Consider the following 25,879-nt stretch of genomic DNA (forward strand, 5'->3'; position numbering starts at 1 on the left):
GAAGCTATGTTTTATCTGCTGTATCTCTACTTCCAGGACGTGGCGCAGGATTACCCGCTGCTGAACCTGGTCCAGTACCAGACGGTGCGTGTGGCCCTGGCCATGGCCACGGCGATGATCGTGGCGGTGGCCATGGGCAGCCGCTTCATCAACTGGATCCGGACCAAGCAGGGCAAGGGCCAGCCGATCCGCGACGACGGCCCGGTGTCGCACCTGTCCAAGGTCGGCACCCCGACCATGGGCGGGCTGATGATCTTGGCGGGCATCGCGGTGGCGGTGCTGCTGTGGGGCGACCTGACCAACCCCTACATCTGGATCGTGTCCTTCGTGACGGCCGCCTTCGGCGTGCTGGGCTTCATCGACGACTACGCCAAGGTGACCAAACAGACCTCGGCGGGCCTGACCTCGAAGCAGAAGCTGCTGGCCCAGACGGTCATCGCGGTGATCGCGGGCGTGATGACGGTGCTGTGGATGACGGTGTCGCCGACGTCCCCGGGGCTGGAGACCTCCATCGCCTTCCCGTTCTTCAAGGCGGTGCTGTTGAACATCGGCTGGTTCTATGTGGCCTTCGCCGCCTTCACGATCGTGGGCTTCTCCAATGCGGTGAACCTGACGGATGGACTGGACGGTCTGGCCATCGTGCCGGTGATGATGGCCTCGGCCGCCTTCGGCCTGATCGCCTACCTCGTCGGCAACTTCATCTTCTCCCAGTATCTGGGCGTGCATCACGTGCCGGGCTCGGGCGAGCTGGCCATCTTCTGCGCGGCCATCATAGGCGGGGGCGTGGGCTTCCTCTGGTACAACGCGCCGCCGGCCAAGATCTTCATGGGCGACACCGGTTCGCTGGCCCTGGGCGGCGCGCTGGGCTCCATCGCCGTGGCCACCAAGCATGAGCTGGTGCTCGGCATCGTCGGCGGCCTGTTCGTCATCGAGGCCGCCTCGGTCATGATCCAGGTCGCCTACTTCAAGGCCACCGGAAAGCGCATCTTCCTGATGGCCCCGATCCACCATCACTTCGAGAAGATGGGCTGGCCGGAATCGACCGTGGTGATCCGCTTCTGGATCGTCGCCGCCATGCTGGCGCTCGCCGGTCTGGCGACGCTGAAGCTGCGGTGAGAGCGGATTGGCCCAGCATCACGCACGGTCTGACGTTTCCCTGAGCCCTCCCCCTCGACGGGGGAGGGTTGGGTGGGGGTGCGTGCAGGCTGTGTCGGGACGGGCGCATGAGGCTGTCTCGACGACGCCTCCTGTGCTTCTCCGGCAAGCCCGGCGCGCGCACCCCCATCCCCGACCCTTCCCCCATCGAGGGGGAAGGGAGATGTTTCGGACGCTCCAGTCATGATCCCCGTCCCCGGCTTTGAAGGGCGGAGGATCGCGGTCTTCGGCCTTGGACGGTCGGGGCTGACGGCGGCGCGCGCGCTGAAGGCGGGCGGGGCGCTGCCGGTGCTGTGGGACGACAGCGTCTCCAGCCGGTTGCAGGCGGAGGCGGAAGGGTTCGCGGTCGAGGACCTGACGGTCGCCGATTGGTCGGGCTTCGCCGCACTTGTGCTGTCGCCGGGCGCGCCGCTGACCCATCCCAAGCCCCACTGGACGGTCGAGAAGGCGAAGGCGGCGGGCGTCGAGGTGATCGGCGACATCGAGCTGTTCGCCCGCGCGCTGGCGGCGATGCCGGAAGGTGAGCGGCCCGGGGTGGTGGCGATCACCGGCACCAACGGCAAGTCGACCACGACGGCCCTGATCGGCTGGGTGCTGAAACAGGCCGGGCTGGCGGTGCATGTCGGCGGCAATATCGGCATCGGCGTGCTGGCCCTGCCGGAGCCGAATAGGGACGCCGTCTATGTGATCGAGGTGTCGAGCTATCAGCTGGACCTGACGACGACCTTCGCGCCGGACGTGGCGATCCTGACCAATATCTCGCCGGACCATCTGGATCGGCATGGCGGGATGGAGGGGTATGTCGCGGCGAAGAAGCGGATATTCGCCCATGCCGATGTGTCGCTGATCGGTGTTGATGAGAGCTGGGGACGGACGCTCGCTGCGTCCCTTCAGAACGCCAAGCGGGAGGTCCGGGAGGTCGAGACTTCGGAGCACGAGGTCGAACTGCGTCCGGGCCACTTGTACGATGAAGACCATCCCAGACATTGGGTGCCCGGCGGGCGCGTGAACGCCTACGGTCGAAAGGTTATTTTCGACGAGATCGAGCTGTTCGATCTGACCCCGGCGCGTTCGCTTCCGGGGAGGCATAATGCCCAGAACGCAGCCTTTGCCTATCTCGCCGCTCGCTTCCTCGGTCTGGGGTACGACGATGTGGTTCAAGGCCTGCTCTCCTTCCCCGGCCTCGCGCACCGGATGGAGACCGTGGGCCAACTGGGCAAGGTGCGGTTCGTCAACGACTCCAAGGCGACCAACGCCGATGCGGCGCGGCAGGCGCTGGCCTCCTACGACCGCAGCTTCTGGATCGCGGGCGGGCGCGCCAAGGCGGGGGGGATCGATGATCTGGAGGACCTGTTCCCCCGGGTGGTCGAGGCCTTCCTGATCGGCGAGGCGGCCGGCCCGTTCGCGGCGCGGCTGGGCGAGACCCCGCACCGGATCAGCGGCGACATGGCCACGGCCGTGCAGGCCGCCTACGACGCCGCCGCCGCGACCGGTCGTGACGAGGTGGTGCTGCTGAGCCCCGCCGCCGCCAGCTTCGATCAATATCCCGACTTCGAGGCGAGGGGAGAGGCGTTCCGCGCCGCAGTGCTCGCCCTCGGCGCCACGCCTGCGAGCGCCTCATGACCCACCAGAGCTACAGCCCCGCCTTCTCGCGCAACGACCAGAGCCTGCTGGCCCAGTGGTTCTGGACCGTGGATCGCGGCCTGCTGGCCGCCGCCCTGACCCTGATGGGGCTGGGGGTGGCGCTGAGCTTCGCCTCCTCGCCCGCCGCCATCCTGGCCGACCAGTCGATTTCGGACCCCTTCCACTATTCTTGGCGGATGATCGTGTTCGCGGGGGCGGGGCTGGCGGTCATGCTGACCATGTCCTTCCTGTCGCCGCGCGGCGTGCGACGGATCGCGGTGCTGGCCCTGCTGGGCGCCATCTGCGTGATGGCCCTGCTGCCCTTCATCGGCGACACGGTGAAGGGCGCGGCGCGCTGGATCAATCTGGGGCCGTTCAGCCTGCAGCCGTCCGAGTTCGTGAAGCCCAGCCTGATCGTCTTCGCCGCCTGGATGTTCGCCGAGGCGCAGAAGGGCAAGGGCGTGCCCGGCGTCAGCATCGCCTTCGGGGTCTGGGCCGTGACCGTGGGCCTGCTGCTGATCCAGCCGGACATCGGCCAGACCCTGCTGATCACCACCACCTTCATGGCCGTCTTCTTCATGGCCGGGGTGCCGCTGAAGTGGGTGATGGCGCTGGCCGGGGCCGGGGCCGTGGGCGTGGTCGGCCTGTTCTTCACCTTCAGCCACATGCGTGATCGCCTGAGCCGCTTCGGTTCGGACGACGCGGGCGCGACCTATCAGATCGACCGGGCGTCCGAGGCCATCCGCGCGGGCGGGCTGGTCGGACGCGGCGTCGGCGAGGGGGTGATGAAGCGCTCGGTGCCCGACCTGCACACCGACTTCATCTACTCTGTCGGCGCCGAGGAGTTCGGCCTGGTGCTGAGCCTGATCATGATCGGCCTGTACGCCTTCATCGTCATCCGGGGCATGCGCCGGGCGATGAAGCTGAACGACCCGTTCGAGCAGGTGGCCGCCGCGGGTCTGTTCATGCTGATCGGCCTGCAGGCCTGCATCAACATCGCGGTGAACCTGAACCTGATCCCGACCAAGGGGATGACCCTGCCCTTCATCAGCTATGGCGGGTCGTCCATGCTGGCCATGGGCCTGACCATGGGCTTCGCACTCAGCCTGACCCGCCGTCGTCCGGGCGCCTATGAGCCGGGCGCAACGCTCGGCGAACGCCGCCGCATCCTGCCGTAAGAAGCCGCCATGTCGTCCAAAGTCTGTGTCGTCGCCGCCGGGGGGACCGGCGGGCATATGTTCCCCGCCGAGGCTCTGTCGCGTGAGCTGGCCCGGCGCGGCTGGCGCATCGTGCTGGCCACCGATCACCGGGGCGAGCAGTACGCGCACAGCTTCCCCGCCGAGGAGCGGCTGGCGCTGGACGCGGCCACGGGCAGCGGCCCCATCGGCATGGCCAAGGCGGGGGTGGCGATCCTGAAGGGCGTCATGCAGGCGCGCGCGGCCCTGACCCGGCTGGACGCGGCGGTGGTGGTCGGCTTCGGCGGCTATCCGTCGGCGCCCGCCCTGCTGGCGGCGCTGAGCCAGAAGCGCCCGACGCTGGTTCATGAACAGAATGCGGTGCTGGGCCGCACCAACCGCTGGCTGGCGCCCTATGTCGGCGCCATCGCCTCGTCCTTCCCGAACCTGCAGAAGGTCCCGCAGGCGGTGGGCGCGCGGGTCAGCCTGATCGGCAATCCGGTGCGTCCGGACATCCGCGCCCTGTATGAGCGCCCCTTCGTCGCCCCGGTGGACGGGGGGCCGATCCATGTGCTGGTCACCGGCGGCAGCCAAGGCGCCCGCATCCTGTCCGAGACCGCGCCGCGCGCGCTGGCCGCCCTGCCGGACGCGATCCGGAGCCGTTTGAAGGTGCAGCAGCAGTCGCGACCCGAGACGCTGGAGGCCGCGCGCCAGATCTATCTGGAGGCCGGGATCGAGGCCGAGGTGGCCCCCTTCTTCCGCGACATGGCGGCTCGCCTGTCGGCGGCGCATCTGGTGATCGGCCGGGCCGGGGCCTCGACCTGTTCGGAGCTGGCGGTGGCGGCCCTGCCGTCGTTGCTGATCCCGCTGAAGATCGCCATGGACGACCACCAGCGTTTCAACGCCGCCAGCCTGGCCGAGGCGGGCGGGGCCGAGGTGATGCTGGAGGATGCGGTGACGGTGGAAGCCATGACCGCCTCTCTGCACGCCATCCTGGCCGACCCGGCGCGCCTGTCGGCCATGAGCGCCGGCGCCCGCTCCGCCGCCCTGCCGGACGCCACGGCGCGGCTGGCGGACATGGTGGAAGCGGCGGCGGGCTGACGCACCGGAGGTTTTCAGGGCTCTGATCGTCCGGTCGCGCGTTAGCTTGGCCATGCCGAATTTCGTCACCGACCTGTCCCGCGACATCTCCACCCTTTGGCGGGAGTTCAACTGGCTGCCCGAATGGGCGGTGATCGCCCTGATCGTGGGCGTCTTCGTGCTGATCGGCTGGGCGGCGAACCAGCTGGTGTTCGCCCTGCTGAAGCTGGCGGTGCGCAAGCGCGACCTGTTCTGGCGCGGGCTGGTGGGCCGGGCGCGGCTGAAGGTGCGGATCATGGTGATGATCATCGCCGTGGCCTTGGCCGTGACCGTGTCGCCGATGGACCCCGGGCCGTCCGCCGCGATCCGCCAGTTCCTGGGCTTCGCCTTCATCCTGACGGTGGGCTGGATGGCCGTCGGCGCCTCGGACATGTGGGCCATCATCTATATGCGGCGGTTCAACCTGGCGGAGGAAGACAACCTCGTCGCCCGCAAGCATGTGACCCAGACCCGCATCCTGCAGCGGGTGGCGGCCCTGTTGATCGCCCTGATCACCCTGGGGCTGGCGCTGATGACCATCGGGGCGGTGCGTCAGTGGGGCATGAGCCTGCTGGCCTCGGCGGGCGTGGTCGGCATCATCGCCGGTCTGGCCCTGCAGCCGCTGCTGACCAATCTGATCGCCGGCGTCCAGATCGCCACCGCCCAGCCGATCCGGCTGGACGACGCTGTCATCGTCGAAGGCGAATGGGGGCAGGTGGAGGAGATCACCTCGACCTATGTGGTGGTGAAGTTGTGGGACTGGCGGCGGATGATCCTGCCGCTCAGCTACTTCATCTCGACGCCCTTCCAGAACTGGACGCGGGAGACGGCCCGGCTGATCGGCACGGCCTTCCTGTATGTGGACTATGAGGCGCCGATGGATCGGCTGCGGGCCGAGTTGGAGCGCATCTGCCGCGAGAGTCCGCATTGGGACCGCGACGTGGTCAATCTGCAGGTGACGGACATCACCGACCGGGTGGCCCAAATCCGTTGCCTGGCCAGCGCGCGGAATGCCCCGACGGCCTTCGACCTGCGCTGCGAGATCCGCGAGAAGATGCTGGCCTTCATGCGCGACCAGTGCCCAGAGGCCCTGCCGAGGCAGAGGCAGCTGAATGCGGGGATGGGGGAGGAGCAGACGGTCCGGTGAGGTGCATGCCGCCCATATGGTGGCTCGTTCCTTCACCCCAGGCGCGAGAGGACTGGCGGGCGCGGTGGCGTCGATATTCCGGTTACCGATTGCGGAACGGGTACACCTGTTGGATTTGTGCACTGCCACAACTCATCAAATGCTCTGCCGTCTGTGGCAGACGTGGAGTATTTGGAATGGCTCGCCTCCCAGACCAGGGCCAACTTGGCGGCTATGAGTGTGTACGTGGTGGCGGCCCAAACCGGAGCACCCGCTGCCAATCCATATGGCGTGTCTCGCACCCCTGATGCCGATAAGGAGGCTAGCCAGTCTCCCGACTATGTGCCGGAGTGGGTCAATCCGGATGCAACGCCCTGTCCGGAATAGGAGAGGCTATGCGTATCGGTATTCTCGCGGCTGTCATGGCGGGACTCATGGCGCCTTTCGCACACGCTCAAACCTATGTTCGAGCCGGAACAGAAGGTGATGCGAGGGTAGCGGTCAGTCAGCGATTGCGACCGTTGGACGGGATTGTTCAGGGCGAAGTCGTTCTTGTTCCCAGACGGAATTCGGGACGGACTTCCTACTCGGTGTTGATCGCCGACTACGATTGCGAAAGCCGAACGCGTTCGGTTCGGGCAAGGACGGAATACAGCGCGAACCGGGATCCGGTGCAGACCAATTTCGAGCCGGCCAGAGTGACCCGTACAGGCGTGGCGGAGCAGCTTCGGATCCTGTGTGGCGCCGCCAATGATGAGGATCGCTATACCATTCAGGAGCTGGTTCATCCGCGGTGAGCGCTCACGCGAGCGCTTGTCCGGGATGACGATAGCAACGAAGTTACTGGCTCAACGCCTCACGCCCGACGAATACCGCGTCTTCCAGGGTGCTGACGCCGTAGGGGCCGACCGAGGCGGGGTCGCAGGCGGCGGCGAGGAGCTCGGCGGCGTCTCCGCCGGGCGCGGCGTCATAGGGCGGGGCGGGATCGGGCGTCGCCGGACCTTCCGCGCCACCGGCCTTCACCGCCGCGAAGTCCAGCCGGTCCGCCGTGCGGGCCGCGCAGTCGAACCGCCACCACGACCAGCCGCCCCAATAGGCCTGATCGCCAATTTGGAAGTCTTGCTCAGTCACCTGGAAGGCGCGTAGCCGGACGCCGTCGCCGTTGCGTTCCAGCGAAACCATGTCGGCCAGCACGGCGAAGCGGCCGACGCTGATCAGGACGAAGCGATGCTCGCCGTCACGCTCGTCCTGCGGTCCAGCTATCGCGGGGGCCGCGAACAGGGCGCAGAGGAGCAGGGCGGGGATCGCGCGTTTCATCCGGCCATCGTAACCGGACGTTGACCGCGCCGCGAGTAGGCTCCTTGCCATGACGCGCTTCATGACGCTGGACTTCGCCGACGGGGATCGGGCCGAACTGCTGGGGCAGGTCGCCGCCATGGCGCGCAAGCCTTACGGCTATGTGGTCACGCCGAACGTGGACCATGTGATCAAGCTGATGGACGGGCGGGTGGTCGAGGACGTCTATCGCGGCGCGGCGCTCATGATCTGCGACAGCCGGATTCTGGCGCATCTGGCGAAGCTGAGGGGCAAGCGGCTGTCGGTCTATCCGGGCTCGGACATGACGGCGGATCTGCTGGCCTCGGATCACGATCTGACCTTCGGCGTGTTCGGTCCCGACCGGGCGGCGTTCGACGATCTGGTCGCGCGCTATCCGGGGCGTCGGTTCACTTTCATCGAAGCGCCGATGCTGACGCCCGGCACGCCGGAGTGGGACGCGGTGGTGAAGACCGCCGCCGCCGCCGAATGGGACGTGCTGCTGGCCTGCGTCTCCTTCCCCAAGCAGGAGCGCTTCGCCCACGCCCTGCGCGCCGCCGGACGGCCGTTCGGCGTGACCCTGTGCGTCGGGGCGTCGGTGGACTTCCTGACCGGCAGACAGCACCGGGCGCCGAAAATCTTCCAGCAGCTGTCGCTGGAATGGCTGCATCGCCTGCTGAGCCAGCCGAAGCGGATGTTCCGGAGATATGTGATCGAGGGACCGGCGATCTTCGGGTGGTTCGTCAGGACGGAAGTGCTGGGCGGGCGATAGTTCCTCCCCCTGTGGGTGAGGAACTGTCGTGGCTATGCCGCCACGATCTCTTCCGCCTGCGTCAGGTCCACGCTGACCAGTTGCGAGACCCCGCGTTCCGGCATGGTCACCCCATACAGCCGGTCCATGCGGCTCATGGTGACCGGGTTGTGGGTGATGACGATGAAGCGGGTGTCGGTGCGGTTGCGCATCTCGTTGAGCATGCGGCAGAAGCGGTCGACGTTGGCGTCGTCCAGCGGGGCGTCGACCTCGTCGAGCACGCAGACGGGCGCCGGATTGGCCAGGAAGACGGCGAAGATCAGGGCCGCCGCGGTCAGGGCCTGCTCGCCGCCGGACATCAGGCTCATGACCGCCAGACGCTTGCCGGGCGGGCAGGCGAAGATCTCCAGACCGGCCTCCAGCGGGTCGTCGCTCTCGACCAGTTTCAGCTCGGCCTGACCGCCGCCGAACAGGGCCTCGAACAGGGCCTTGAAGTTCCCGTTGATCACGTCGAAGGCGGCGATCAGGCGCTCGCGGCCCTCGGCGTTCAACTCGTCGATGCCATCCCGTAATTTGGCGATGGCGCTGGTCAGGTCCGAGCGCTCGACCTTCATCGTCTGCAGGCGGTCGCCGTATTCGTTGGCCTCTTCCTCGGCCAACAGGTTGACCGCGCCCAGCTGCTCGCGCTCGCGCTCCAGACCGAACAGCAGGCTTTCGGCGCCGGCGGCGTCGGGCGGGCGGGCGATGGCGTCGTCGGTCAGCTTCTGACCCAGCTCTTCGGGCGACATCTGCGCCGTCTCGCGAACATTGGCGGTGGCGTCGGCCAGCTTCTCGGCGGCGGCCTCGGCGCGGGCGGCCAGACCGGCGCGGGCCTCGCGGGCCTGTGAGGCGACTGTCTCCGCGGCGCGGGAGGCGCGGTCGGCCTCGCCCGCGGCTCCTTCGGCCACGGAGAGTGCGTCGGCGGCGGCCTTGCGGCGGGTCTCGGCCACGGTCAGGGCGTCCAGCAGGGTCGAGCGCTGGGCCGCGAGCTGCTCGGGGGCGTCGGAGGCCTGCTTCAGCCTGGCGGCGGTGGTGGCGGCGTCCTTCTCCAGCGCCGCGACCCGGACGGTGGCGTCCTTGGCCCGGCCGGACCAGCCCTCGCGCTCGCGCTTGACGCCCTCGATACGCGCCTGACGGGCGGCCACCTCGCGGGCCTCGCTGTCGCGCTCGACGCGGGCGGTGGCCGATGCGGTGCGGGCGGCGTCAGCGGCGGCGCGGGCGGCGGTGAGCTCCTCGCGCAGGGCGGCCAGGGTCTCGGACGGGGCCTCGGTTCCCTGTGCTTCCAGCAGGGCGGCTTCGGCGGCTTCGACCTCGGCGGTCAGGCGGGTCAGGGTCTCGTCCAGCGCCTGCGCGCGGGCCTCCTTGCGCGCCTGTTCGCGGCCCAGAGCCTCGACGCGGTCGCGGGCGGCGGTGACGGCCTTGTCCAGCGGGAAGGGGGCGGCGCGGGCGGTCTTCACCAGCTCCTCGGCCGCGCGGAAGGCGTCGGTGGCGGTCTTCAGCGCGGTCTGGGCGGCCTCCAGCGCGGGCTTGCCCTGGTCGATCTCGGCTTCCAGCTCGGACAGCCGCCCTCGTTGCTCCAGACGGACCGCAGCAGGGCGGGGGGCCTCGGCGCGCTGGACGAAGCCGTCCCAGCGCCACAGGTCGCCATCGGTGGTGACCAGACGGGCGCCGACCGGCAGGGCCTTGGCCAGCGCCGCGATCTGATCCGTGGCCGCCACGCCGCACAGGGCCAGGCGGGCCTTCAACTGGTCGGGGGCCGAGACGTGGTCGGCCAGCGGCGTCACCCCCTTGGGCCAGGACGGCGTCGGGACCTCGGCCCCAGCCCAGTAGGCGGCGGCGCGGGCGTCCAGGGCGGCGTCCAGATCGTCACCGAGCGCAGCGGCGAGGGCGGCCTCATAGCCCTTGTCGGCCTGCACCTTGTCCAGTGCGGGGGCGTGCTCGCGCTTGCCCTGCACCAGCAGCTGGGCGAGCCCGCGGGCCTCGGTCTGCAGGCGGCCCAGACGGTCCTCGGCGGCGCGGGCGGTCTGGCGGGCCTCCTGTTCGACGCGGGCCTTGTCGCCCCGGTCGGCCTCGGCGGTCTCGACGGCGGCGCGGGCGGCGGTCAGCGCTTGCTGAGCCTGTTCGAGCGCGGCCTTGGCGGCCTCGATCTCGGGCGTCTCGAGCGGACCGAGAGCCTCGCGCTCGCGTTGGGCGTTGGTCAGCTGGGCCCTGGCGCGTTCAACCCGGGCCTCAGCGTCGCGTTTGCGGGCGTTCTCGGCGGAGACGCGGGCCTCGACGGCGGCGACGGCCCCGGCCACGCGCTCGACCTCGGCGTCGGCGGCGCGGCGGGCGTCCTCGGCGGCCAGCAGGGCGGCGTCCAGCTGGGGGCCACGCGCCGGAGCGGCGGCGATCTCGGCGGTCAGGGTTTCGAACAGTTCGGTCAGCCGGGCCAGCTCGCTCTGCGCGTCCCCGGCCATGCCGGTCTCACGCTCGATGTCGGCGGCGATGCGGACGCCCTCGGCCTTCAGGCGGTCGACCTCGGCGCGGGCGGCCTGTTCGGCCATGTCGAGGCGGTCGCGCTCCAGGCTGGCGCGATGCAGCAGAGCGCCGGCGACGGCGTCTTCCTCACGCGCGGGTTTCAGCGCCTCCTGGGCGGTCAGGGCGGCGGTCTGGGCGCGGCTGGAGGCGCTGGTCGCCTCGGCCACGGCGCGGTCGGCGTCGGCCAGCTCCCGCGCGGCCGCCTCCGCCGCCAGCCGGGCGTCGTTCCAGCGGACGTAGACCAGCGACGCCTGCAGGGCGCGGATCTCGGCGGAGATTTTCTTGTACTTCTCGGCCTGCCGCGCCTCGCGCTTCAGCCGGGTCAGGGTGGTCTCCAGCTCGCGCCCGATGTCGTCGAGGCGTTCGAGGTTGGTCTCGGCGGCCTTGAGGCGCAGCTCGGCCTCGTGACGGCGGGTGTGCAGGCCCGCGACCCCGCCCGCCTCCTCAAGGATGCGGCGACGGTTCTGGGGCTTGGCGGCGATCAGTTCGCTGATCTGGCCCTGCCGGACGAGGGCCGGCGAGTTGGCGCCGGTCGAGGCGTCGGCGAACAGCAGCTGGACGTCGCGGGCCCGGACCTCCTTGCCGTTGATCCGGTAGGTCGAGCCCTGGCCCCGGTCGATGCGGCGCGACACCTCAAGGATCGGGCTGTCGGTGAAGGGCTGGGGCGCGCGGCGTTGCGCGTTGTCGATGGTCAGCTGGACTTCGGCGTGGCTGCGCGGCGGGCGGTTGGCGGCGCCGGCGAAGATGACGTCGTCCATGCCTTGGCCGCGCATGGCCTTGGCCGAGTTGGCGCCCATGACCCAGCGCAGGCTTTCAAGGACGTTGGACTTGCCGCAGCCGTTGGGGCCGACGATCCCGGTCAGGCCGGGTTCGATGTGGAACTCCGACGCATCGACGAAGGACTTGAAGCCGACGAGCCTGAGGCGCTGGAAATGCACCGGAGGCGGCGCCTCAGCGGGCCGCGGCGGCCGCCCGGACGGCGACCTCCAGACCGCCCAGAGAGCGGTCGGTCACGCGGCGTCCGTTGACGAAGAAGGCCGGGGTGGTGGTGGCGTCGGCGGCGACGGCGCTGTCGATGTCCCGCTGGATCGCCGCGCGGGTGGCGGGCAGGGCCACGCAGGCGTCGATCTGGGCCTTGGTCCGCCCGCTGGCGGCGATGGCCGGGTTGTACCAGTCTTCCTGATCGCCGCCGCGGAACACCGCCTCCTGACCGCGCATCAGGATCGAGGCGACGTCGAAGAATTTCTCCGGCGCGGCGCAGCGGGCCAGGGCGGCGGCGGGCATGGACATCTGCGCCGGGTCGGTCGGCAGATTGCGGAACACGAAGCGCACCTGGCCGGTGTCGATCAGCCGCTGCTTGAACAGCGGGAAGACGAACTGGTGCCAGTCCGCGCAGTGGTGGCACGAGAAGGAGGCGTATTCGATCACCGTGACCGGCGCGTCGGCCCGACCCATGACGCGGTCCGCCGAGGTGACGGGGGCGACCGGCTCGGTCGCCACCGCTCGCGTCGGCGCGGACATCGTCATCGCCGGCCCCAACAGGGCCAGCGTGAGGATCAGGATCAGGGGCCGAAACGCCGTCACCAGTCGGCCTTACTTGGCCAGGGCGGCGTCGATCGCCGTCGAGAGGTCGGCCAGCGAGGCGCCGCTGTTCGAACCCGGGGTGATGACCTGCTCGCCGTTGACCAGGAAGGTCGGGGTGCCGGTCACGCCATTGCGCACGGCGGCGCGGTCGCGCTCGTCGCTGGCCTTGAGGTTTTCCGGGTCCTTGATGCAGGCCTCGATCTGCTGGTTCGACAGGCCCGCGCCGTTGCCGATGCGGTACAGGGTCGAGCGGGGATCCGGGCCGTGCAGTTCCTGGATGTTCGACATCAGCTCGTGGACGACGTCGAAATACTTGTCCTCGCCGGCGCAGCGGGCGACCGAGAAGCCGGCGGCGGCGACGTTGGCGGGCGGGGTGCGCAGTTCGCGGAAGACGAAGCGGACCTTGTTGTTGTCGACGTATTTGGCCTTGAAGGCGGGCCAGGTTTCCTCGTTCCAGGCCGCGCAGTGCGGGCAGGTGATCGAGGCGTACTCGACGACGGTCACCTTGGCGCCTTCGGCGGCGCCCAGGGCCATGTCGCCGGCGGCCGGGCCGTTCGAATTGCCGCCGCAGCCGGTCAGGGTGGCCATGGCGGCGAGGGCGGCGGCGGACAGGGCCGCGCGCCGGCTCATGTCGGCGTATCGGAACTTCATGGGGTGGTCCTCACTCGACGGGATTCCGGAGCATCGCGCGATTCCCCGCAAAGTCGCGCAGCCATGGTTTTCGAGAACAGGTGCGGCGAAGTTTTGTCAACGTCGCGGGTGGTCGCGATCCCCAAGAACCGCCCGTCCGAGCTTCTCCAGCATGCCCCGGAGTTCTTCCGGCGCGTCGGCGACGGAGGCTTTCAGTTCAGCTTCCTGATGGGCGGGCAGGGGCGGCGCGACGGCTTTGCGCTTGGGCGCGGCCGGGGCGTCGGCCAGCGGCTTCACCGGACCCTGGGCGATGCGCAGCTTCTCGACCGCGCCCGGGCCGAGGAAGAGGTTCACCCGTTGCAGGATTTCCTCGGACTGGTGCTGGACCAGCAGGGCGGCGGGGCCGGCGACGCGGAGCTCCAGCGTGCCCCCGGCGCCCGCGCGGCCCTTGGTCAGCTTCTGCGGGCGGGTGACGCGGGCCAGCCGCTCGCCGACGATCTCGCGCCAGCGCGGCTCCAGCGCCCCGGCGCCGCGACCCAGCTTGGCGTCCAGCTCCTTGATCAGCCCCTGCAGGGCGCGACCGGCGCGGGGCGCGGGGCGGGGAGCCGGGCGCGTGCGGCTGCGGGACAGGATTTCCCGGGCTTCGTCTTCGGTGGGCAGCGTGCGGCGCATTTCCGGGTTATAGCGCGAGCGATGCCTTCCGTCCCCGTAGACGTTCCCTCAATCCGCCGCGCCCTGCTGGACTGGTACGACGTCCATGCGCGGACGCTTGCGTGGCGCGCGCCGCCGGGAACGAAGGGAAGGCCTGATCCGTATCGGGTCTGGCTGTCCGAGGTGATGCTGCAGCAGACCACGACGCCGCACGCCACGCCCTACTTCCTGAGCTTCACCGCGCGCTGGCCGACGGTCTCCGATCTGGCGGCGGCGGAGGACGCCGACGTCATGGCCGCCTGGGCGGGGCTGGGCTACTACGCCCGCGCCCGCAACCTGCTGGCCTGCGCGCGAGCGGTGGCGGGACAGCATGGCGGCGTCTTCCCGGACACCGAGGCGGGGCTCCTGGCCCTGCCGGGCGTGGGCGCCTACACCGCCGCCGCCGTGGCCAGCATCGCCTTCGGCGAGGCGGCCAATGTCGTGGACGGCAATGTCGAGCGCGTGATGGCCCGGCTGTTCGCGGTCGAGACGCCCGTGCCCGCCGCTCGGCCCGAGTTGCGGGCGCTGGCGGGATTGCTGGTGCGGGACGACCGGCCCGGCGACTGGGCGCAGGCGCTCATGGATCTTGGGGCCACCGTTTGCCGCCCGAAGTCGCCGCTGTGCGGGGACTGTCCGCTGACGACCTGGTGCGGGGGCTACGCCGGAGGACAGCCGGAGCGCTATCCGCTGAAGCTGAAGAAGGCCGAGCGCCCGCACCGGGCGGGCATCGCCTGGCTGCTGCGCGACGGACAGGGTCGGGTGGCGCTGGTCCGGCGGCCGGACAAGGGCCTGCTGGGCGGCATGCTCGGCCTGCCGACCTCGGACTGGAGCGCCGCGCCGGACGTGGAGCCGCCGGTGGATGCCGATTGGCGCGAGGCCGGGTTCGTCGAGCATGTGTTCACCCACTTCAGCCTGACGCTGGAGGTAAGGGTGGCCGAGGGGGCAGGGGATTTCATCTGGACACCGGTCGAGGAGGCGCTTGCTGCGCTGCCGACGGTGTTCAGGAAGGCGCTGGAGCGGGGATTGGGCTGACGCTGGATCTTGTCATCCCGGAAGCCGCGCCAGCGGCTATCCGGGACGTTGGAGTTTTCCCGGAAATCTCCCGGACGGGCCGTCAGGGCCGAGCCGGGAGCAGGGCAGCGGCATCCACCCGTCTCCCGGACAATCGCTCCGCGATTTCCGGGAGCGATAATTTGGGCCGGGCTGGCGTCCCGGATCGCCGCGTTGCGGCGTCCGGGATGACAAGGGCAGGGCGCTACCCCAGCGTCCGCACCTTCACCTCGCCTTCGCGTCGTTTCGGGATGGCGACGGTGTGGGTTCCCATCTGCTGGAAGGTCAGGTCCACGACGCCCTCGCCGACCCGTAATTCCGTCACGTTCAGCCGGTCGATGCCGGCGGGCAGGACGGGATCGTCGATCTCGACCACGCCCTCGACGGCGTCGATGTTCACGCCCAGCGCCGACTGCAGCATCAGGAAGACCGAGCCCGCCGCCCAGGCCTGCGGGAGGCAGGCGACCGGATAGGCGATGGGCGGCTCGCCGGTCATGCGCTCGAAGCCGCAGAACAGTTCGGGCAGGCGCATGCGGAAATGGGCGGCGGCGTCGTAGATCTCGCTCAGGAGCAGGGCGACCGCACGGCGTTCGCCGTATTTCGCCATGCCCGCCGCAGCCATGGCGGTGTCGTGGGGCCAGACCGAGCCGTCGTGATAGCTCATCGGGTTGAACCGGGCCTGTCCGGTGGCCAGGGTCCGCACGCCCCAGCCGGAGCGGAACTCGGCCGACAGCATCCGCTTCGTCACCCGCAGCGCCCGCTCGCGTGAGGGCAGGCCAGTGAACAGCAGGTGGCCGGCGTTGGAGCCGATGGCGCGGCACGGGTCGCCGTCGCCATCGAGCGCGATCGCGTAGAAGCCCTCGTCCTCCATCCAGAACCGGTCCTCGACCAGGGCGCGGGTGGCCTCGGCGCGGTCGGCCCATTCGGCCTGTCGGTCATCGCCCAGCGCGCTCGCCAGATCGGCCATCGCCCGCCAGGCGGCGAAGGCGTAGCCCTGAACCTCCAGCAGGGCGACGGGGCCTTTCGGGAAGCGGCCGTCGGCGTGGAAGATGGAGTCCTCGGAATCCTTCCAGCCTTGGTTGGACAGGCCGGTGTCGGCGCCGCGCTGATAGCTGATCAGCCCGTCCTTCCGGATGTCGCCATAGTCGGTCATCCAGCGGGTGGCGGCGATCAGATTGGGCCACAACTCGCGGATCAGGCCGAAGTCGCCGGTGCGCCGGGCGTAGGCGCCGGCCAAGGCCACGAACAGGCAAGTGGTGTCGACCCCGCCGTAGTAGAGGCCGAAAGGCACCTCGCCGAGCGCGCTCATCTCGCCGCCGCGCGTCTCGTGCATGATCTTGCCGGGGGCGCTGTCCTGGAAGGCCGAGACCTCGGTGGCCTGCCGTTTCGCCAGATAGGTCAGGACGCCCTTGGCCAGCGACGGATCGAGCCACAGCATCTGCCAGGCGGTGATGATCCCGTCCCGTCCGAACGGCGTCGAGAACCAAGGAACCCCCGCGTAGGGGTAGGGGCCGGTCGGCAGGTCGGTGGTCAGCAGGGCGACGTCGGCGCGGCTCTGGTCCAGCCAGTCGTTGAAGCGCGGGCTGCGCGGCCCCCTGAGAGAGGCCCCCCGGCGACGGCGGCGACGCATCGACAGCCGCGCCTCGATGGCGTTCAGGCGGAAGCGCAACTCATCCGGCTGGTCGCAGCGGTCCGGACCGCACTCGATATAGAGATCGACCCGCCGGCCCTTTGGCAGGCTGAACATGAAGTCGGCCTTTGACCCGGTCAGCCGCGCCGGGGGCTCGGAGAAGGCCAGGCAGGTGTTGCGCTGGACCCCGTCCAGCCCCGTGTAGGTGAAGGTGACGCGGCGGCCGTCGTTCGTCGGCGGGGCGACGGTCCCGTGCTTCAGCCGGGGCGTGCCGCGCACCTGGAAGATGTCGGCGAAGTCGGCGGCGAAATCGAAGGACAGCGGCAGCAGCACGTCCTCGACGCCGTGGTTGACCATCCGCACCCGCTCGAACAGCCGCCGGTCGCGGATGAAGCGCCGCCGCTCGATATGCAGCACCCCCGCCGGAGCCGAGCGCCCGCCCATCGGGGGCAGGGGGCGGTTGGTCGTGTGGCAGATGAAGAAGACGTTGTCCTGGCTGACGCCGGAGCTGAGACGCGAGGGCCGGGCCCCGCCCACGGTCATGACGAACCGGGACAGCAGGCGGGTGTCATGGTCGAACAGGCCGTCAGCCCCGCCCCTGAGGTCGCCCCAGTGGTCCGCGACACAGAAGGTGTCGGCGTCCTTCAGCGCCATCAGCTGCTCGAGGCCGTCGACCTCGCCGCTGTCAGCCGCGGTCGTTTGCACCGAATAGGCGTCGTCCATGAGGCTCCTCGACGGCGGTTCAGGTCAGTCCTGAGCCTTCCTCCCGAATGCGGACGCTTGATGGCCCGCTTGGTACGGTAATGGACGAACCCGGCGCGGGTTCAGGCTGTGGCCGCGAAACTGCGTTCCTCTTCCAGCGGGCGCAGCGGCGTCACCACATCGGCCAGCGGGGCTTCGGCGAAGGGGCGGCGGGCCAGCAGGTCGCCGTAGACGTCCAGATAGCGGCGGGCCATGGCGGTGGCCGAGAAGCGCAGCTCGAAGCGGGCGCGGATGGCTTCGCGGTCCAGCAGGTGGGCGCGGCCGGCGGCGGCAACGGCCTGCTCCATGGTCTCGACCAGGAAGCCGGTCTCGCCGTCCTCGATGACCTCGGGCGTCGAGCCGCAGCGGAAGGCGACGACGGGCGTGCCGCAGGCCATGGCCTCGATCATCACCAGGCCGAAGGGCTCGGGCCAGTCGATGGGGAAGAGCAGGGCCTCGGCGCCGCCCAGGAAGGCGGACTTCTGGTGGTCGCCGATCTCGCCGACGAACTCGACCAGCGGGTTGCCGTCGACCATGGGCTTGATGACGGTTTCCCAATAGGCCTTGTCCGCCGCATCGACCTTGGCCGCCATCTTGAGGGGTTTGCCCAGCTTGGTGGCGATCTCGATGGCCCGATCCGGCCGCTTCTCCGGGGAGATGCGGCCTAGGAAGGCGAGGTAGCCCTCCGACTTCGGGCTGAACGTATAGAGGTCCGACGGCATGCCGTGGTGCACGGTCGCCTTCCAGCCCGCGAAGGGCAGGGGGCGGCGCTGGTCGTCCGAGATCGACACCAGCCCGAACTGCGGCCAGCGCTCATAGACCCCGGGCAGGTCCTTCAGGTCGAGCCGCCCGTGCAGGGTGGTCAGGGTCTTGTCCGCGAACCGCTCGAAGAACGGGAAGTGGATCATGTCGGTGTGGAAATGGATGATGTCGAAGTCGTCGGCGCGCTTCAGCACCTCGGACAGCATCGTCATGTGGGCGGCCAGGTCGGACTTCAGCGGCGCGGGGTCCAGCCGGATCGCCTGATCGCGCACCGGGATCAGGCGGGCGCGGGTCTCGGCCTCGGCGGAGGCGAACAGGGTGACGTCATGGCCCAGATCGACCAGGGCGTCGGTCAGATGCGCCACGACCCGCTCCGTGCCTCCATAGAGCCGAGGGGGAACGGCCTCGTACAGAGGGGTGACCTGCGCGATCTTCATGGCGATGCTCCGTACGCCCATTCGACGTCGGACTCGCTAACATTGCTGCAGGTGCGAAGTTCCGCGAAAGCGGAATTTCATTTTGAAATCTAGGCGGTTACAGCTGCGACAGTGTGTCGGCTGGCCGACATGAGCGGCTGCATCGCATTGAATTTGTTAACGTCGGCCCGGAGGCCGAGGCTTATTGCATCCCGGCGCGGATTTCGGCGCGCAGGGCGTCGATGCTGCGCAGGCCTTGGTCCGACTTGAAGCGCCAGTAGGTCCAGCCGTTGCAGGCCGGGGCGTTCTCGAACAGGGCGCCGAGCTTGTGGATCGAGCCGCTGAGCGAGCCGGAGACCAGAGAGCCGTCGGCGCGGACGCGGGCCTCGCGCTCGCCCCTGGGGCAGTACAGGCGGTCTCCCGGGCGCAGCAGGCCGGCCTCGACCAGGGCGCCGAACGGCACCTTGGGCTCGCTGCGCTTGGAGCCCATGACGGCCAGGTCTTCCGGCGCGGCGGGGATGACGGCCTTGATGCGCTTCTCGGCGACCTTGGCGTAGGTCTCGTCGCGCTCGATGCCGACGTAGTGGCGGCCCAGACGCTTGGCGGCGGCGCCGGTGGTGCCGGTGCCGAAGAAGGGATCCAGCACCACATCGCCCGGCTTGGTCGCCGACAGCAGCACCCGGTGCAGCAGGGCCTCGGGCTTCTGGGTCGGGTGGGCCTTCTTGCCGTCGGCGTCCTTGATGCGCTCCTCGCCGGTGCAAAGCGCCAGCGTCCAGTCCGAGCGCATCTGGGTGTCTTCGTTGAAGGCCTTCAGGGCGTCGTAGTTGAAGGTGTAGCGCTTCTGCTCGCGGCTGCGGGCGGCCCAGATCAGGGTCTCATGGGCATTGGTGAACCGGGTGCCCTTGAAGTTCGGCATCGGGTTCGACTTGCGCCAGATGATGTCGTTCAGGACCCAGAAGCCGAGGTCCTGGATCGCCGTGCCGAGGCGGAAGACGTTGTGATAGCTGCCGATCACCCAGATCGAACCTTCCGGCTTCAGCACGCGGCGGCATTCCTTCAGCCAGGCGCGGGTGAAGGCGTCATACTCGGCGAAGCTGCCGAACTTGTCCCAGTCGTCATCGACCGCGTCGACCTTGGAATTGTCGGGACGCAGCAGGTCGCCGCCCAGCTGGAGGTTATAGGGCGGGTCGGCGAAGACCATGTCGACCGAGGCGTCGGGCAGCGAACGCAGCACCTCGATGCAATCGCCCCGGTGGATGACGTCGGTCTTCAGTTCGGACATGGAAACGCGGCCCCGCACAGATGAGAGCGGGCATGGTGAATCCTTACGGTTAAGGCGGGGTAACTGGCCTCGCGCCTTCGTCGTCGGTCTCCTGAAAATGAGGCTCGGCTCGCCAAGGGAGGTGGAACCGTCACACCTGCTCACGTTTTGTTACGCGCTCAGGGTCGCCTTGCCGCTCCGAGAGAGGTAAGCGGGGCGGATACACAGCGAGCGGAGCGAATCCGCCGCGCAATCACCACGGTTCAGGGGCTACTGATGACACAGTGGGTGTACGGCTTCGGCGGCGGTTCGGCCGACGGCGACGCTTCGATGAAGAATCTTCTCGGCGGCAAGGGCGCGAACCTGGCCGAGATGTCGGCGCTGGGGCTGCCGGTGCCGCCCGGTTTCACCATCACCACCGAGGCCTGCAACCACTATTATGCGCAGGGCCAGAGCTATCCCGCCGACCTCGCCGATCAGGTGAAGGCCGGGTTGGCCAAGGTCGAGGGCATTGTCGGCAAGATCTTCGGCGACGCGAAGAACCCGCTGCTGGTTTCGGTCCGCTCGGGCGCCCGCGCCTCGATGCCGGGGATGATGGACACGGTCCTGAACCTGGGCCTGAACGACGAGACGGTCGAAGGTCTGGCGGCCCTGTCGGGCGACCGCCGCTTCGCCTTCGACAGCTACCGCCGCTTCATCACCATGTATTCGAACGTGGTGCTGGGCCTGGGCCACGATGATTTCGAGGGCGTGCTGGACGATCACAAGGATCGTCTGGGCGTCACCGTCGACACCGACCTGACCGCCAGGGACTGGGAAAAGGTCGTCGCCGACTACAAGGCCGTGGTCGAGGATCGTCTGGGCCACCCCTTCCCGCAGGACCCGCATGACCAGCTGTGGGGCGCCGTCGGCGCCGTCTTCGCCAGCTGGATGAACGACCGGGCCAAATTCTATCGCCGCATGCACGACATCCCCGAGAGCTGGGGCACGGCCGTGAACATCCAGTCGATGGTGTTCGGCAACATGGGCGAGACCTCGGCGACCGGCGTGGCCTTCACGCGCAACCCGTCGACCGGCGAGGCCAAGCTGTACGGCGAGTTCCTGATCAACGCCCAGGGCGAGGACGTGGTGGCGGGCATCCGCACGCCGCAGTCGCTGACCAGGGCGGGCCGCGAGGAGATGGGCGAGACGGCCCTCTCGATGGAAGAGGCCATGCCGGAGGTTTTCGGCCAGTTCGTCGAGGTCGTGAACCGGCTGGAGAGCCACTACCGCGACATGCAGGACATCGAGTTCACGGTCGAACAGGGCCGGCTCTGGATGCTGCAGACCCGCAACGGCAAGCGTACGGCCAAGTCGGCGCTGAAGATCGCGGTCGAGCTGGCCGCCGAGGGCGTGATCAGCGAGGAAGAGGCGGTCAGCCGCGTCGAGCCCGCCGCCCTGGATCAGCTGCTGCACCCGACGCTGGACCCGAACGCCAGCCGCACCGTGGTGGCCGCGGGCCTGCCCGCCAGCCCCGGCGCGGCGACTGGCAAGATCGTCTTCGACGCCGATGAGGCCGAGCGTCTGGCCCAGCTGGGCGAGGCGGTCATCCTGGTGCGCGAGGAGACCAGCCCGGAAGACATCCACGGCATGCACGCCGCCAAGGGCATCGTCACGGCGCGCGGCGGCATGACCAGCCACGCGGCGGTGGTCGCGCGCGGCATGGGCCGCCCCTGCGTCTGTGGCATCAACGAGATGTCGATCAACGACAGGGCCGAGACCTTCACCGCGCGTGGCCGCACCTTCAAGGCCGGCGAGATCATCACCATCGACGGCTCGAAGGGCGAAGTCCTCGACGGCGCCGTGGCTATGATCGAGCCGGAACTGACCGGCGACTTCCAGACCCTGATGGCCTGGGCCGACAAGGTCCGTCGCCTGAACGTCCGCGCCAACGCCGAGACCCCGCTGGACGCCCGCACCGCGCGCGGCTTCGGCGCCGAGGGCATCGGCCTGTGCCGGACCGAGCACATGTTCTTCGACGACACCCGGATCGCCGCCGTGCGCGAGATGATCCTGGCCGACGACGAGAAGGGCCGTCGCGCGGCCCTGGCCAAGATCGCCCCGTTCCAGAAGGCGGACTTCGTCGAGCTGTTCACCATCATGTCGGGCCTGCCGGTGACGGTGCGCCTGCTTGATCCGCCCCTGCACGAGTTCATCCCGCACACGGAAGAGGACATCGACGCCCTCGCCGACGCCTCGGGGCTGGATGCGGCCAAGCTGAAGCGCCGGGCCAAGGAATTGCACGAGACCAACCCGATGCTGGGCCACCGCGGCTGCCGTCTGGGGGTGGCCTATCCGGAAATCTACGAGATGCAGGTCCGGGCGGTGCTGGAAGCCGCGCTGGACGTGAAGCAAGCATCTGGTCTGGCCCCGATCCCGGAGATCATGCACCCGCTGGTCGCTCTGGGTCTGGAGATGAAATACCTGCGCGAGCTGACCGACCGGACGGCAAAGACCGTCTTCGAGGAGGCGGGCGACACGGTCGACTATCTGGTCGGCACCATGATCGAACTGCCCCGCGCCGCCCTGCGCGCCGGGGACCTGGCCGAACACGCCCAGTTCTTCAGCTTCGGCACCAATGACCTGACCCAGACCACGTTCGGCATCAGCCGCGACGACTCCGGCCGCTTCCTGCAGGCCTATATGGACAAGGGCATCTTCGAGACCGACCCGTTCGTCCGGCTGGACCGCGACGGCGTCGGTGACCTGATCCGCATCGCCAAGGAGCGGGGCGGGGCGGTGCGCGCCGACATCAAGATGGGCATCTGCGGCGAACACGGCGGCGACCCGTCGTCCATCGCCTTCTGCGAAGAGGTGGGCCTGACCTATGTCAGCTGCTCGCCCTATCGCGTGCCGATCGCCCGTCTGGCCGCGGCCCAGGCCGCCCTGCACGCGCGGGCCGGGACCGAGCGTGAAAAGGATCGATAGTTTTCGAACTGCCAGAATGAGAACACGATAAGGCCAAGATTGGCATATCGCTGTCTGTGCCTGCAATCGCACAGTCTTTGGGAAGTCATCGGGCGGCTCTGGAACTCGCCCGATCCCGACCCATTTTGTAGTCCGCTGGATGGGGCCGGTGACCGCAGAAGTCACCGCATCTAGAGGATACAGAAACCATGCGTAACATTCTTCTCGCGACCGCCGCCGTTACTCTGATCGCCGCTCCGGCGATGGCTCAGGAACCCGCTTCGCGGATCACCGGTTCGGCCGGCTACACCTATTTCGACGGCGACAACGGCAACCTCGGCGCCATCACGGGCCGGGTCGGCTACGATTTCACCCGTAACCTCGGCGTCGAAGGCGAAGCCTCGTTCGGCGTCAAGGATGACCACATCACCGTCGCCGGTCTGGAAGGCTCGCTGGAGCACCAGTATGACGCCGCCGTCTATGGCGTCGCCAAGCTGCCGGTGAACGAGAATTTCGAACTGTTCGGCCGCCTCGGCTACGGCACCACCCAGGTGAAGGCTGACGTCGCCGGCGTGCAGGCCACCAACGACGGTGAGAGCGTCAACTACGGCGTCGGCGCCAACTACTTCTTCGATGGTCAGAACGGCGTCCGCGCCGACTGGACGCGCCGCGACTTCCGCGGTGACAACGGGGGTGAAGCCGACACCTACGGCGTGAGCTTCGTGCGTCGCTTCTAAGCGCGCCCTGGCCGCCGACAAGAAGGCCCGCCGGGAGACCGGCGGGCCTTTCTCATATCCGGAGGGTCAGATCAGGCGACGCCGGGCTGCAGCGCCCACCGCATCGAGCCTTCGCCGAAGGGGCGGAAGAACAGGTCGCGATAGCGTTCGAACACTTCGACGATCCGCGAGGCCAGGTCCTGGGCGACGGTTTCGCCGCGCTGGCGCTTCATCGCGGCCACGCACTGGACCACGTCCTTCTGGTGCGCGGATCCGCCCATGCTCTTGAGCACGGTCGCGATATCTTCGGCCAACGGATCGATGGCCTTGCTCCACGGATTGGTGTTCTGAGCCATGCGGGACGCCCCCTTGTTCTCGACACTGGCGAACCGGTCGCAAAAACACGGGCGCGATGCAAGCGTGACCGCGATTTCGTGATCGACGCGAGTGTGGAGCCCTCTGTGGATGCACGGCGTTCACCCGGCATGATCCGCGCCCTGATCCCCTTGTCCGTCGTGCTGCTGGTCGCCGCCTGCGAGCGGCAGGCCGTCAATCCGCCGACCGAGCCCGCCGCCCCCGTGGAGAGTTCCGAGGTGGCCCCGCCCGCGCCGTCGCCGCCGGGCATCGGCCCCGCCATGCCCGGCGCGGGTCCGGCCACCTTCGTCGGCCGCTGGGCCGGAAAGGCTGACTGGTGCGCGAACACGACCGGGGCGGAGCAGCCGATCACCATCACGCCCTTCCGCTTCGAGGGCTATGAGAACAGCTGCGACATCAACCGCATCACCCAGGTGGTCGACGGCTATGACGTCGCCCTGTCCTGCACCGCCGAGGGCGAGACGGCGAGCGAGCTTGTGCGCCTGTCGGTGCAGGACGACGTGCTGCGCCTGACTTGGCTGAACCGCAATGAGGCGGTGGTGCTGCTGGCCCGTTGCCCAGTGAAGACCGAGCCGAGTGCCGAGCCGGCGTCCCGTTAGTTGAACAGGAAGTTCATCACGTCGCCGTCCTTGACGACGTAGGCCTTGCCTTCGGCGCGCAGCTTGCCGGCTTCGCGGGCCTTGGCCTCGCCCTTGAAGGCCACATAGTCCTCGAAGGCGATGGTCTCGGCGCGGATGAAGCCCTTCTCGAAGTCGGTGTGGATCACGCCGGCGGCCTGCGGGGCCGTGTCGCCGATGTGGATGGTCCAGGCGCGCGCTTCCTTCGGGCCGACCGTGAAATAGGACTGCAGGCCCAGCAGGGCGTAGGCCTCGCGGATCAGGCGGTTCAGGCCCGGCTCTTCCAGACCCAGACCCTCCAGGAACTCGGCCTGTTCCTCGGCGTCCAGCACCGCCAGTTCGGAATCGATCTTGGCCGAGATGACGACCGACTTGGCGTTGTCGGCGGCGGCGCGCTTGGCGACCAGATCGGACAGCTCATTGCCCTTGTCGGCCGAGCCTTCGTCGACGTTGGCGACATAGAGGGCCGGAAGCGAGGTCAGCAGCTGCAGCATGTGCCAGGCCTTCTCGTCCTCCTTGGACACCTCGGCGACGCGGGCGGGCTTGCCGGCGCGCAGCTGTTCGAGGGCCAGGTTGATCAGGCGCAGGGTGGTCTGCATCTCCTTGTCGCCGCCCTTGGCGCGCTTCTCGACGTTGGCGTAGCGCTTCTCGAGGCTTTCGAGGTCGGCCAGCATCAGCTCGGTCTCGATGATCTCGAGGTCGCTGATCGGGTCGATGCGGTTTTCGACGTGGGTGATGTCGTCGTCGATGAAGCAGCGGGCGACGAAGGCCACGGCGTCACAGTCGCGGATGTTGGCCAGGAACTGGTTGCCCAGACCCTCGCCCTTGGACGCGCCGCGCACCAGGCCGGCGATGTCCACGAAGGTGATGCGCGACGGAATGATTTCCTTGGAGCCCGCGATCTCGGCCAGGGCGTTCAGGCGCGGCTCCGGCACGGCCACGTCGCCGGTGTTCGGCTCGATGGTGCAGAACGGATAGTTGGCCGCCTGGGCCGCCGCCGTCTTGGTCAGGGCGTTGAACAGGGTGGACTTGCCGACGTTGGGCAGGCCGACGATCGCGACTTTCAGGGCCATGGTCTTCTGGAGCTTTCGAGTGAGCGCGAGCCTTTAACCGGTCCGGACCGGTTTGTCAGGCTCGCGCGTCGAACGATGTCAGTTGGCGCCCTCGACCGGCGGGTGGGCGACCGGGGCGGTGACCTCGACCGCGGGGGCGTTGGCGAAGCTCAGGGTCAGGTCTACGGTCTGGCCGGTGGCCAAAGGCTCGGTCAGGCCCAGCAGCATGATGTGGTTGCCGCCGGGCTTCAGCTCGACCTTCTGGCCGGCGGGCAGGGGCTGACCCGCGCGCAGCTCGGTCATGACCATCATGCCGTTCTCCAGCTTGCTCTCGTGGATCTCGACCCGGTCGCCGCGCGGGCTGGAGACCGAGACCAGGCGGTCGTCGGTATTGGCGGTCAGGGTGACATAGCAGGCGGTGGCGTGCCGTCCGTTGGGCGTGGGGCGGCACAGGGCGTCGGCGACGGCGACGGTGGCCGCCGGGCCGGTCTGCGGCGCGGTGGAAGGCCCGCAGGCGGCCAGCGCGGCCAGTGCGCCCAGCGAGGTCAGGGCGGCCATGGTGGTCAGGGGGAGGAGTCTCACGGCGGAGG

Annotated in this window: 22 protein-coding genes; 11 read left to right on the plus strand and 11 right to left on the minus strand. The window is 69.0% G+C overall.

The window, feature by feature from the left end; genetic code table 11:
- The first annotated feature begins 6 nt into the window (after positions 1-6).
- From mraY to ACTIEF_RS08480, 6 genes are all read left to right on the plus strand, one after another.
- Positions 7-1,116 carry a phospho-N-acetylmuramoyl-pentapeptide-transferase gene (mraY, locus tag ACTIEF_RS08455; RefSeq protein ID WP_439471689.1) on the plus strand — a complete coding sequence of 370 codons (1,110 nt, stop codon included), beginning with the start codon at positions 7-9 and terminating at the stop codon, positions 1,114-1,116.
- A gap of 222 nt (positions 1,117-1,338) precedes the next feature.
- The gene (murD, locus tag ACTIEF_RS08460) at positions 1,339-2,778 is read left to right on the plus strand and encodes a UDP-N-acetylmuramoyl-L-alanine--D-glutamate ligase (RefSeq protein WP_439471690.1); all 1,440 of its coding nucleotides are present in this window, start codon (positions 1,339-1,341) and stop codon (positions 2,776-2,778) included.
- Positions 2,775-3,956: a putative lipid II flippase FtsW gene (gene ftsW / locus ACTIEF_RS08465; protein ID WP_439471691.1), complete on the plus strand. Its 1,182-nt coding sequence runs from the start codon at positions 2,775-2,777 to the stop codon at positions 3,954-3,956. The genes murD and ftsW overlap by 4 nt, the downstream gene beginning before the upstream one ends.
- 9 nt (positions 3,957-3,965) lie before the next feature.
- Complete coding sequence (gene murG, locus ACTIEF_RS08470; RefSeq protein ID WP_439471692.1) at positions 3,966-5,054, plus strand: undecaprenyldiphospho-muramoylpentapeptide beta-N-acetylglucosaminyltransferase; 1,089 nt, start codon at positions 3,966-3,968, stop codon at positions 5,052-5,054.
- A 52-nt stretch (positions 5,055-5,106) separates the two neighbouring features.
- Positions 5,107-6,219 (plus strand): mechanosensitive ion channel family protein, encoded by a 1,113-nt coding sequence (locus ACTIEF_RS08475; protein ID WP_439471693.1) that lies wholly within the window; start codon positions 5,107-5,109, stop codon positions 6,217-6,219.
- 374 nt (positions 6,220-6,593) lie between these two features.
- On the plus strand, positions 6,594-6,995 hold the full coding sequence (locus ACTIEF_RS08480) for a hypothetical protein (protein WP_439471694.1): 402 nt from the start codon (positions 6,594-6,596) through the stop codon (positions 6,993-6,995).
- Positions 6,996-7,038: 43 nt separating this feature from the next.
- Here the strand turns inward: ACTIEF_RS08480 and ACTIEF_RS08485 are convergent, their stop codons facing one another.
- Positions 7,039-7,515, minus strand: a complete 477-nt coding sequence (locus ACTIEF_RS08485; RefSeq protein ID WP_439471695.1) for a hypothetical protein — start codon at positions 7,513-7,515, stop codon at positions 7,039-7,041.
- Between the two features lie 49 nt (positions 7,516-7,564).
- On the opposite strand from ACTIEF_RS08485, the gene ACTIEF_RS08490 reads away from it, so the two are divergent.
- The gene (locus ACTIEF_RS08490; RefSeq protein WP_439471696.1) at positions 7,565-8,284 is read left to right on the plus strand and encodes a WecB/TagA/CpsF family glycosyltransferase; all 720 of its coding nucleotides are present in this window, start codon (positions 7,565-7,567) and stop codon (positions 8,282-8,284) included.
- A 32-nt stretch (positions 8,285-8,316) separates the two neighbouring features.
- Here the strand turns inward: ACTIEF_RS08490 and smc are convergent, their stop codons facing one another.
- From smc to ACTIEF_RS08510, 4 genes are all read right to left on the minus strand, one after another.
- Entirely contained in the window at positions 8,317-11,757 is a 3,441-nt protein-coding gene (gene smc / locus ACTIEF_RS08495) for a chromosome segregation protein SMC (RefSeq protein ID WP_439471697.1), read from the minus strand.
- A gap of 13 nt (positions 11,758-11,770) precedes the next feature.
- Positions 11,771-12,403, minus strand: coding sequence for a thioredoxin domain-containing protein (locus ACTIEF_RS08500; protein WP_439471698.1), 633 nt, complete (start codon positions 12,401-12,403; stop codon positions 11,771-11,773).
- Between the two features lie 9 nt (positions 12,404-12,412).
- Positions 12,413-13,054: a thioredoxin domain-containing protein gene (locus ACTIEF_RS08505; protein WP_439471699.1), complete on the minus strand. Its 642-nt coding sequence runs from the start codon at positions 13,052-13,054 to the stop codon at positions 12,413-12,415.
- Between the two features lie 96 nt (positions 13,055-13,150).
- Positions 13,151-13,705, minus strand: coding sequence for a DUF721 domain-containing protein (locus tag ACTIEF_RS08510; protein WP_439471700.1), 555 nt, complete (start codon positions 13,703-13,705; stop codon positions 13,151-13,153).
- Positions 13,706-13,726: 21 nt separating this feature from the next.
- Here ACTIEF_RS08510 and ACTIEF_RS08515 point away from each other — a divergent pair, with 21 nt between their 5' ends.
- Positions 13,727-14,755: an A/G-specific adenine glycosylase gene (locus ACTIEF_RS08515; protein WP_439471701.1), complete on the plus strand. Its 1,029-nt coding sequence runs from the start codon at positions 13,727-13,729 to the stop codon at positions 14,753-14,755.
- Positions 14,756-14,978: 223 nt separating this feature from the next.
- Here ACTIEF_RS08515 and ACTIEF_RS08520 read toward each other — a convergent pair whose 3' ends face one another.
- The 3 genes from ACTIEF_RS08520 to ACTIEF_RS08530 all read right to left on the minus strand — a co-directional run bounded on the left by ACTIEF_RS08520 (position 14,979) and on the right by ACTIEF_RS08530 (position 19,604).
- Complete coding sequence (locus ACTIEF_RS08520) at positions 14,979-17,126, minus strand: amylo-alpha-1,6-glucosidase (protein WP_439471702.1); 2,148 nt, start codon at positions 17,124-17,126, stop codon at positions 14,979-14,981.
- 101 nt (positions 17,127-17,227) lie between these two features.
- Positions 17,228-18,343: a glycosyltransferase family 4 protein gene (locus tag ACTIEF_RS08525; RefSeq protein WP_439471703.1), complete on the minus strand. Its 1,116-nt coding sequence runs from the start codon at positions 18,341-18,343 to the stop codon at positions 17,228-17,230.
- Positions 18,344-18,524: 181 nt separating this feature from the next.
- The gene (locus tag ACTIEF_RS08530; protein ID WP_439471704.1) at positions 18,525-19,604 is read right to left on the minus strand and encodes a site-specific DNA-methyltransferase; all 1,080 of its coding nucleotides are present in this window, start codon (positions 19,602-19,604) and stop codon (positions 18,525-18,527) included.
- Between the two features lie 255 nt (positions 19,605-19,859).
- On the opposite strand from ACTIEF_RS08530, the gene ppdK reads away from it, so the two are divergent.
- Together ppdK and ACTIEF_RS08540 are read left to right on the plus strand one after the other, a co-directional pair.
- Positions 19,860-22,550 (plus strand): pyruvate, phosphate dikinase, encoded by a 2,691-nt coding sequence (gene ppdK, locus ACTIEF_RS08535; RefSeq protein ID WP_439471705.1) that lies wholly within the window; start codon positions 19,860-19,862, stop codon positions 22,548-22,550.
- Between the two features lie 188 nt (positions 22,551-22,738).
- The gene (locus ACTIEF_RS08540) at positions 22,739-23,266 is read left to right on the plus strand and encodes a porin family protein (protein ID WP_439471706.1); all 528 of its coding nucleotides are present in this window, start codon (positions 22,739-22,741) and stop codon (positions 23,264-23,266) included.
- 71 nt (positions 23,267-23,337) lie between these two features.
- Here the strand turns inward: ACTIEF_RS08540 and ACTIEF_RS08545 are convergent, their stop codons facing one another.
- The gene (locus tag ACTIEF_RS08545) at positions 23,338-23,601 is read right to left on the minus strand and encodes a hypothetical protein (RefSeq protein WP_439471707.1); all 264 of its coding nucleotides are present in this window, start codon (positions 23,599-23,601) and stop codon (positions 23,338-23,340) included.
- A gap of 129 nt (positions 23,602-23,730) precedes the next feature.
- On the opposite strand from ACTIEF_RS08545, the gene ACTIEF_RS08550 reads away from it, so the two are divergent.
- Entirely contained in the window at positions 23,731-24,219 is a 489-nt protein-coding gene (locus ACTIEF_RS08550; protein ID WP_439471708.1) for a hypothetical protein, read from the plus strand.
- On the opposite strand, the gene ychF is transcribed toward ACTIEF_RS08550, so the two are convergent.
- On the minus strand, positions 24,216-25,310 hold the full coding sequence (gene ychF, locus ACTIEF_RS08555) for a redox-regulated ATPase YchF (protein ID WP_439471709.1): 1,095 nt from the start codon (positions 25,308-25,310) through the stop codon (positions 24,216-24,218). The two genes, ACTIEF_RS08550 and ychF, sit on opposite strands and share 4 nt — an antisense overlap.
- Positions 25,311-25,388: 78 nt before the next feature.
- Positions 25,389-25,871 carry a copper chaperone PCu(A)C gene (locus tag ACTIEF_RS08560; protein ID WP_439471710.1) on the minus strand — a complete coding sequence of 161 codons (483 nt, stop codon included), beginning with the start codon at positions 25,869-25,871 and terminating at the stop codon, positions 25,389-25,391.
- Positions 25,872-25,879: the final 8 nt, after the last annotated feature.

It is taken from the genome of Brevundimonas sp., assembly GCF_051858995.1.
In the GTDB taxonomy this organism is placed as follows: Bacteria; Pseudomonadota; Alphaproteobacteria; order Caulobacterales; family Caulobacteraceae; genus Brevundimonas.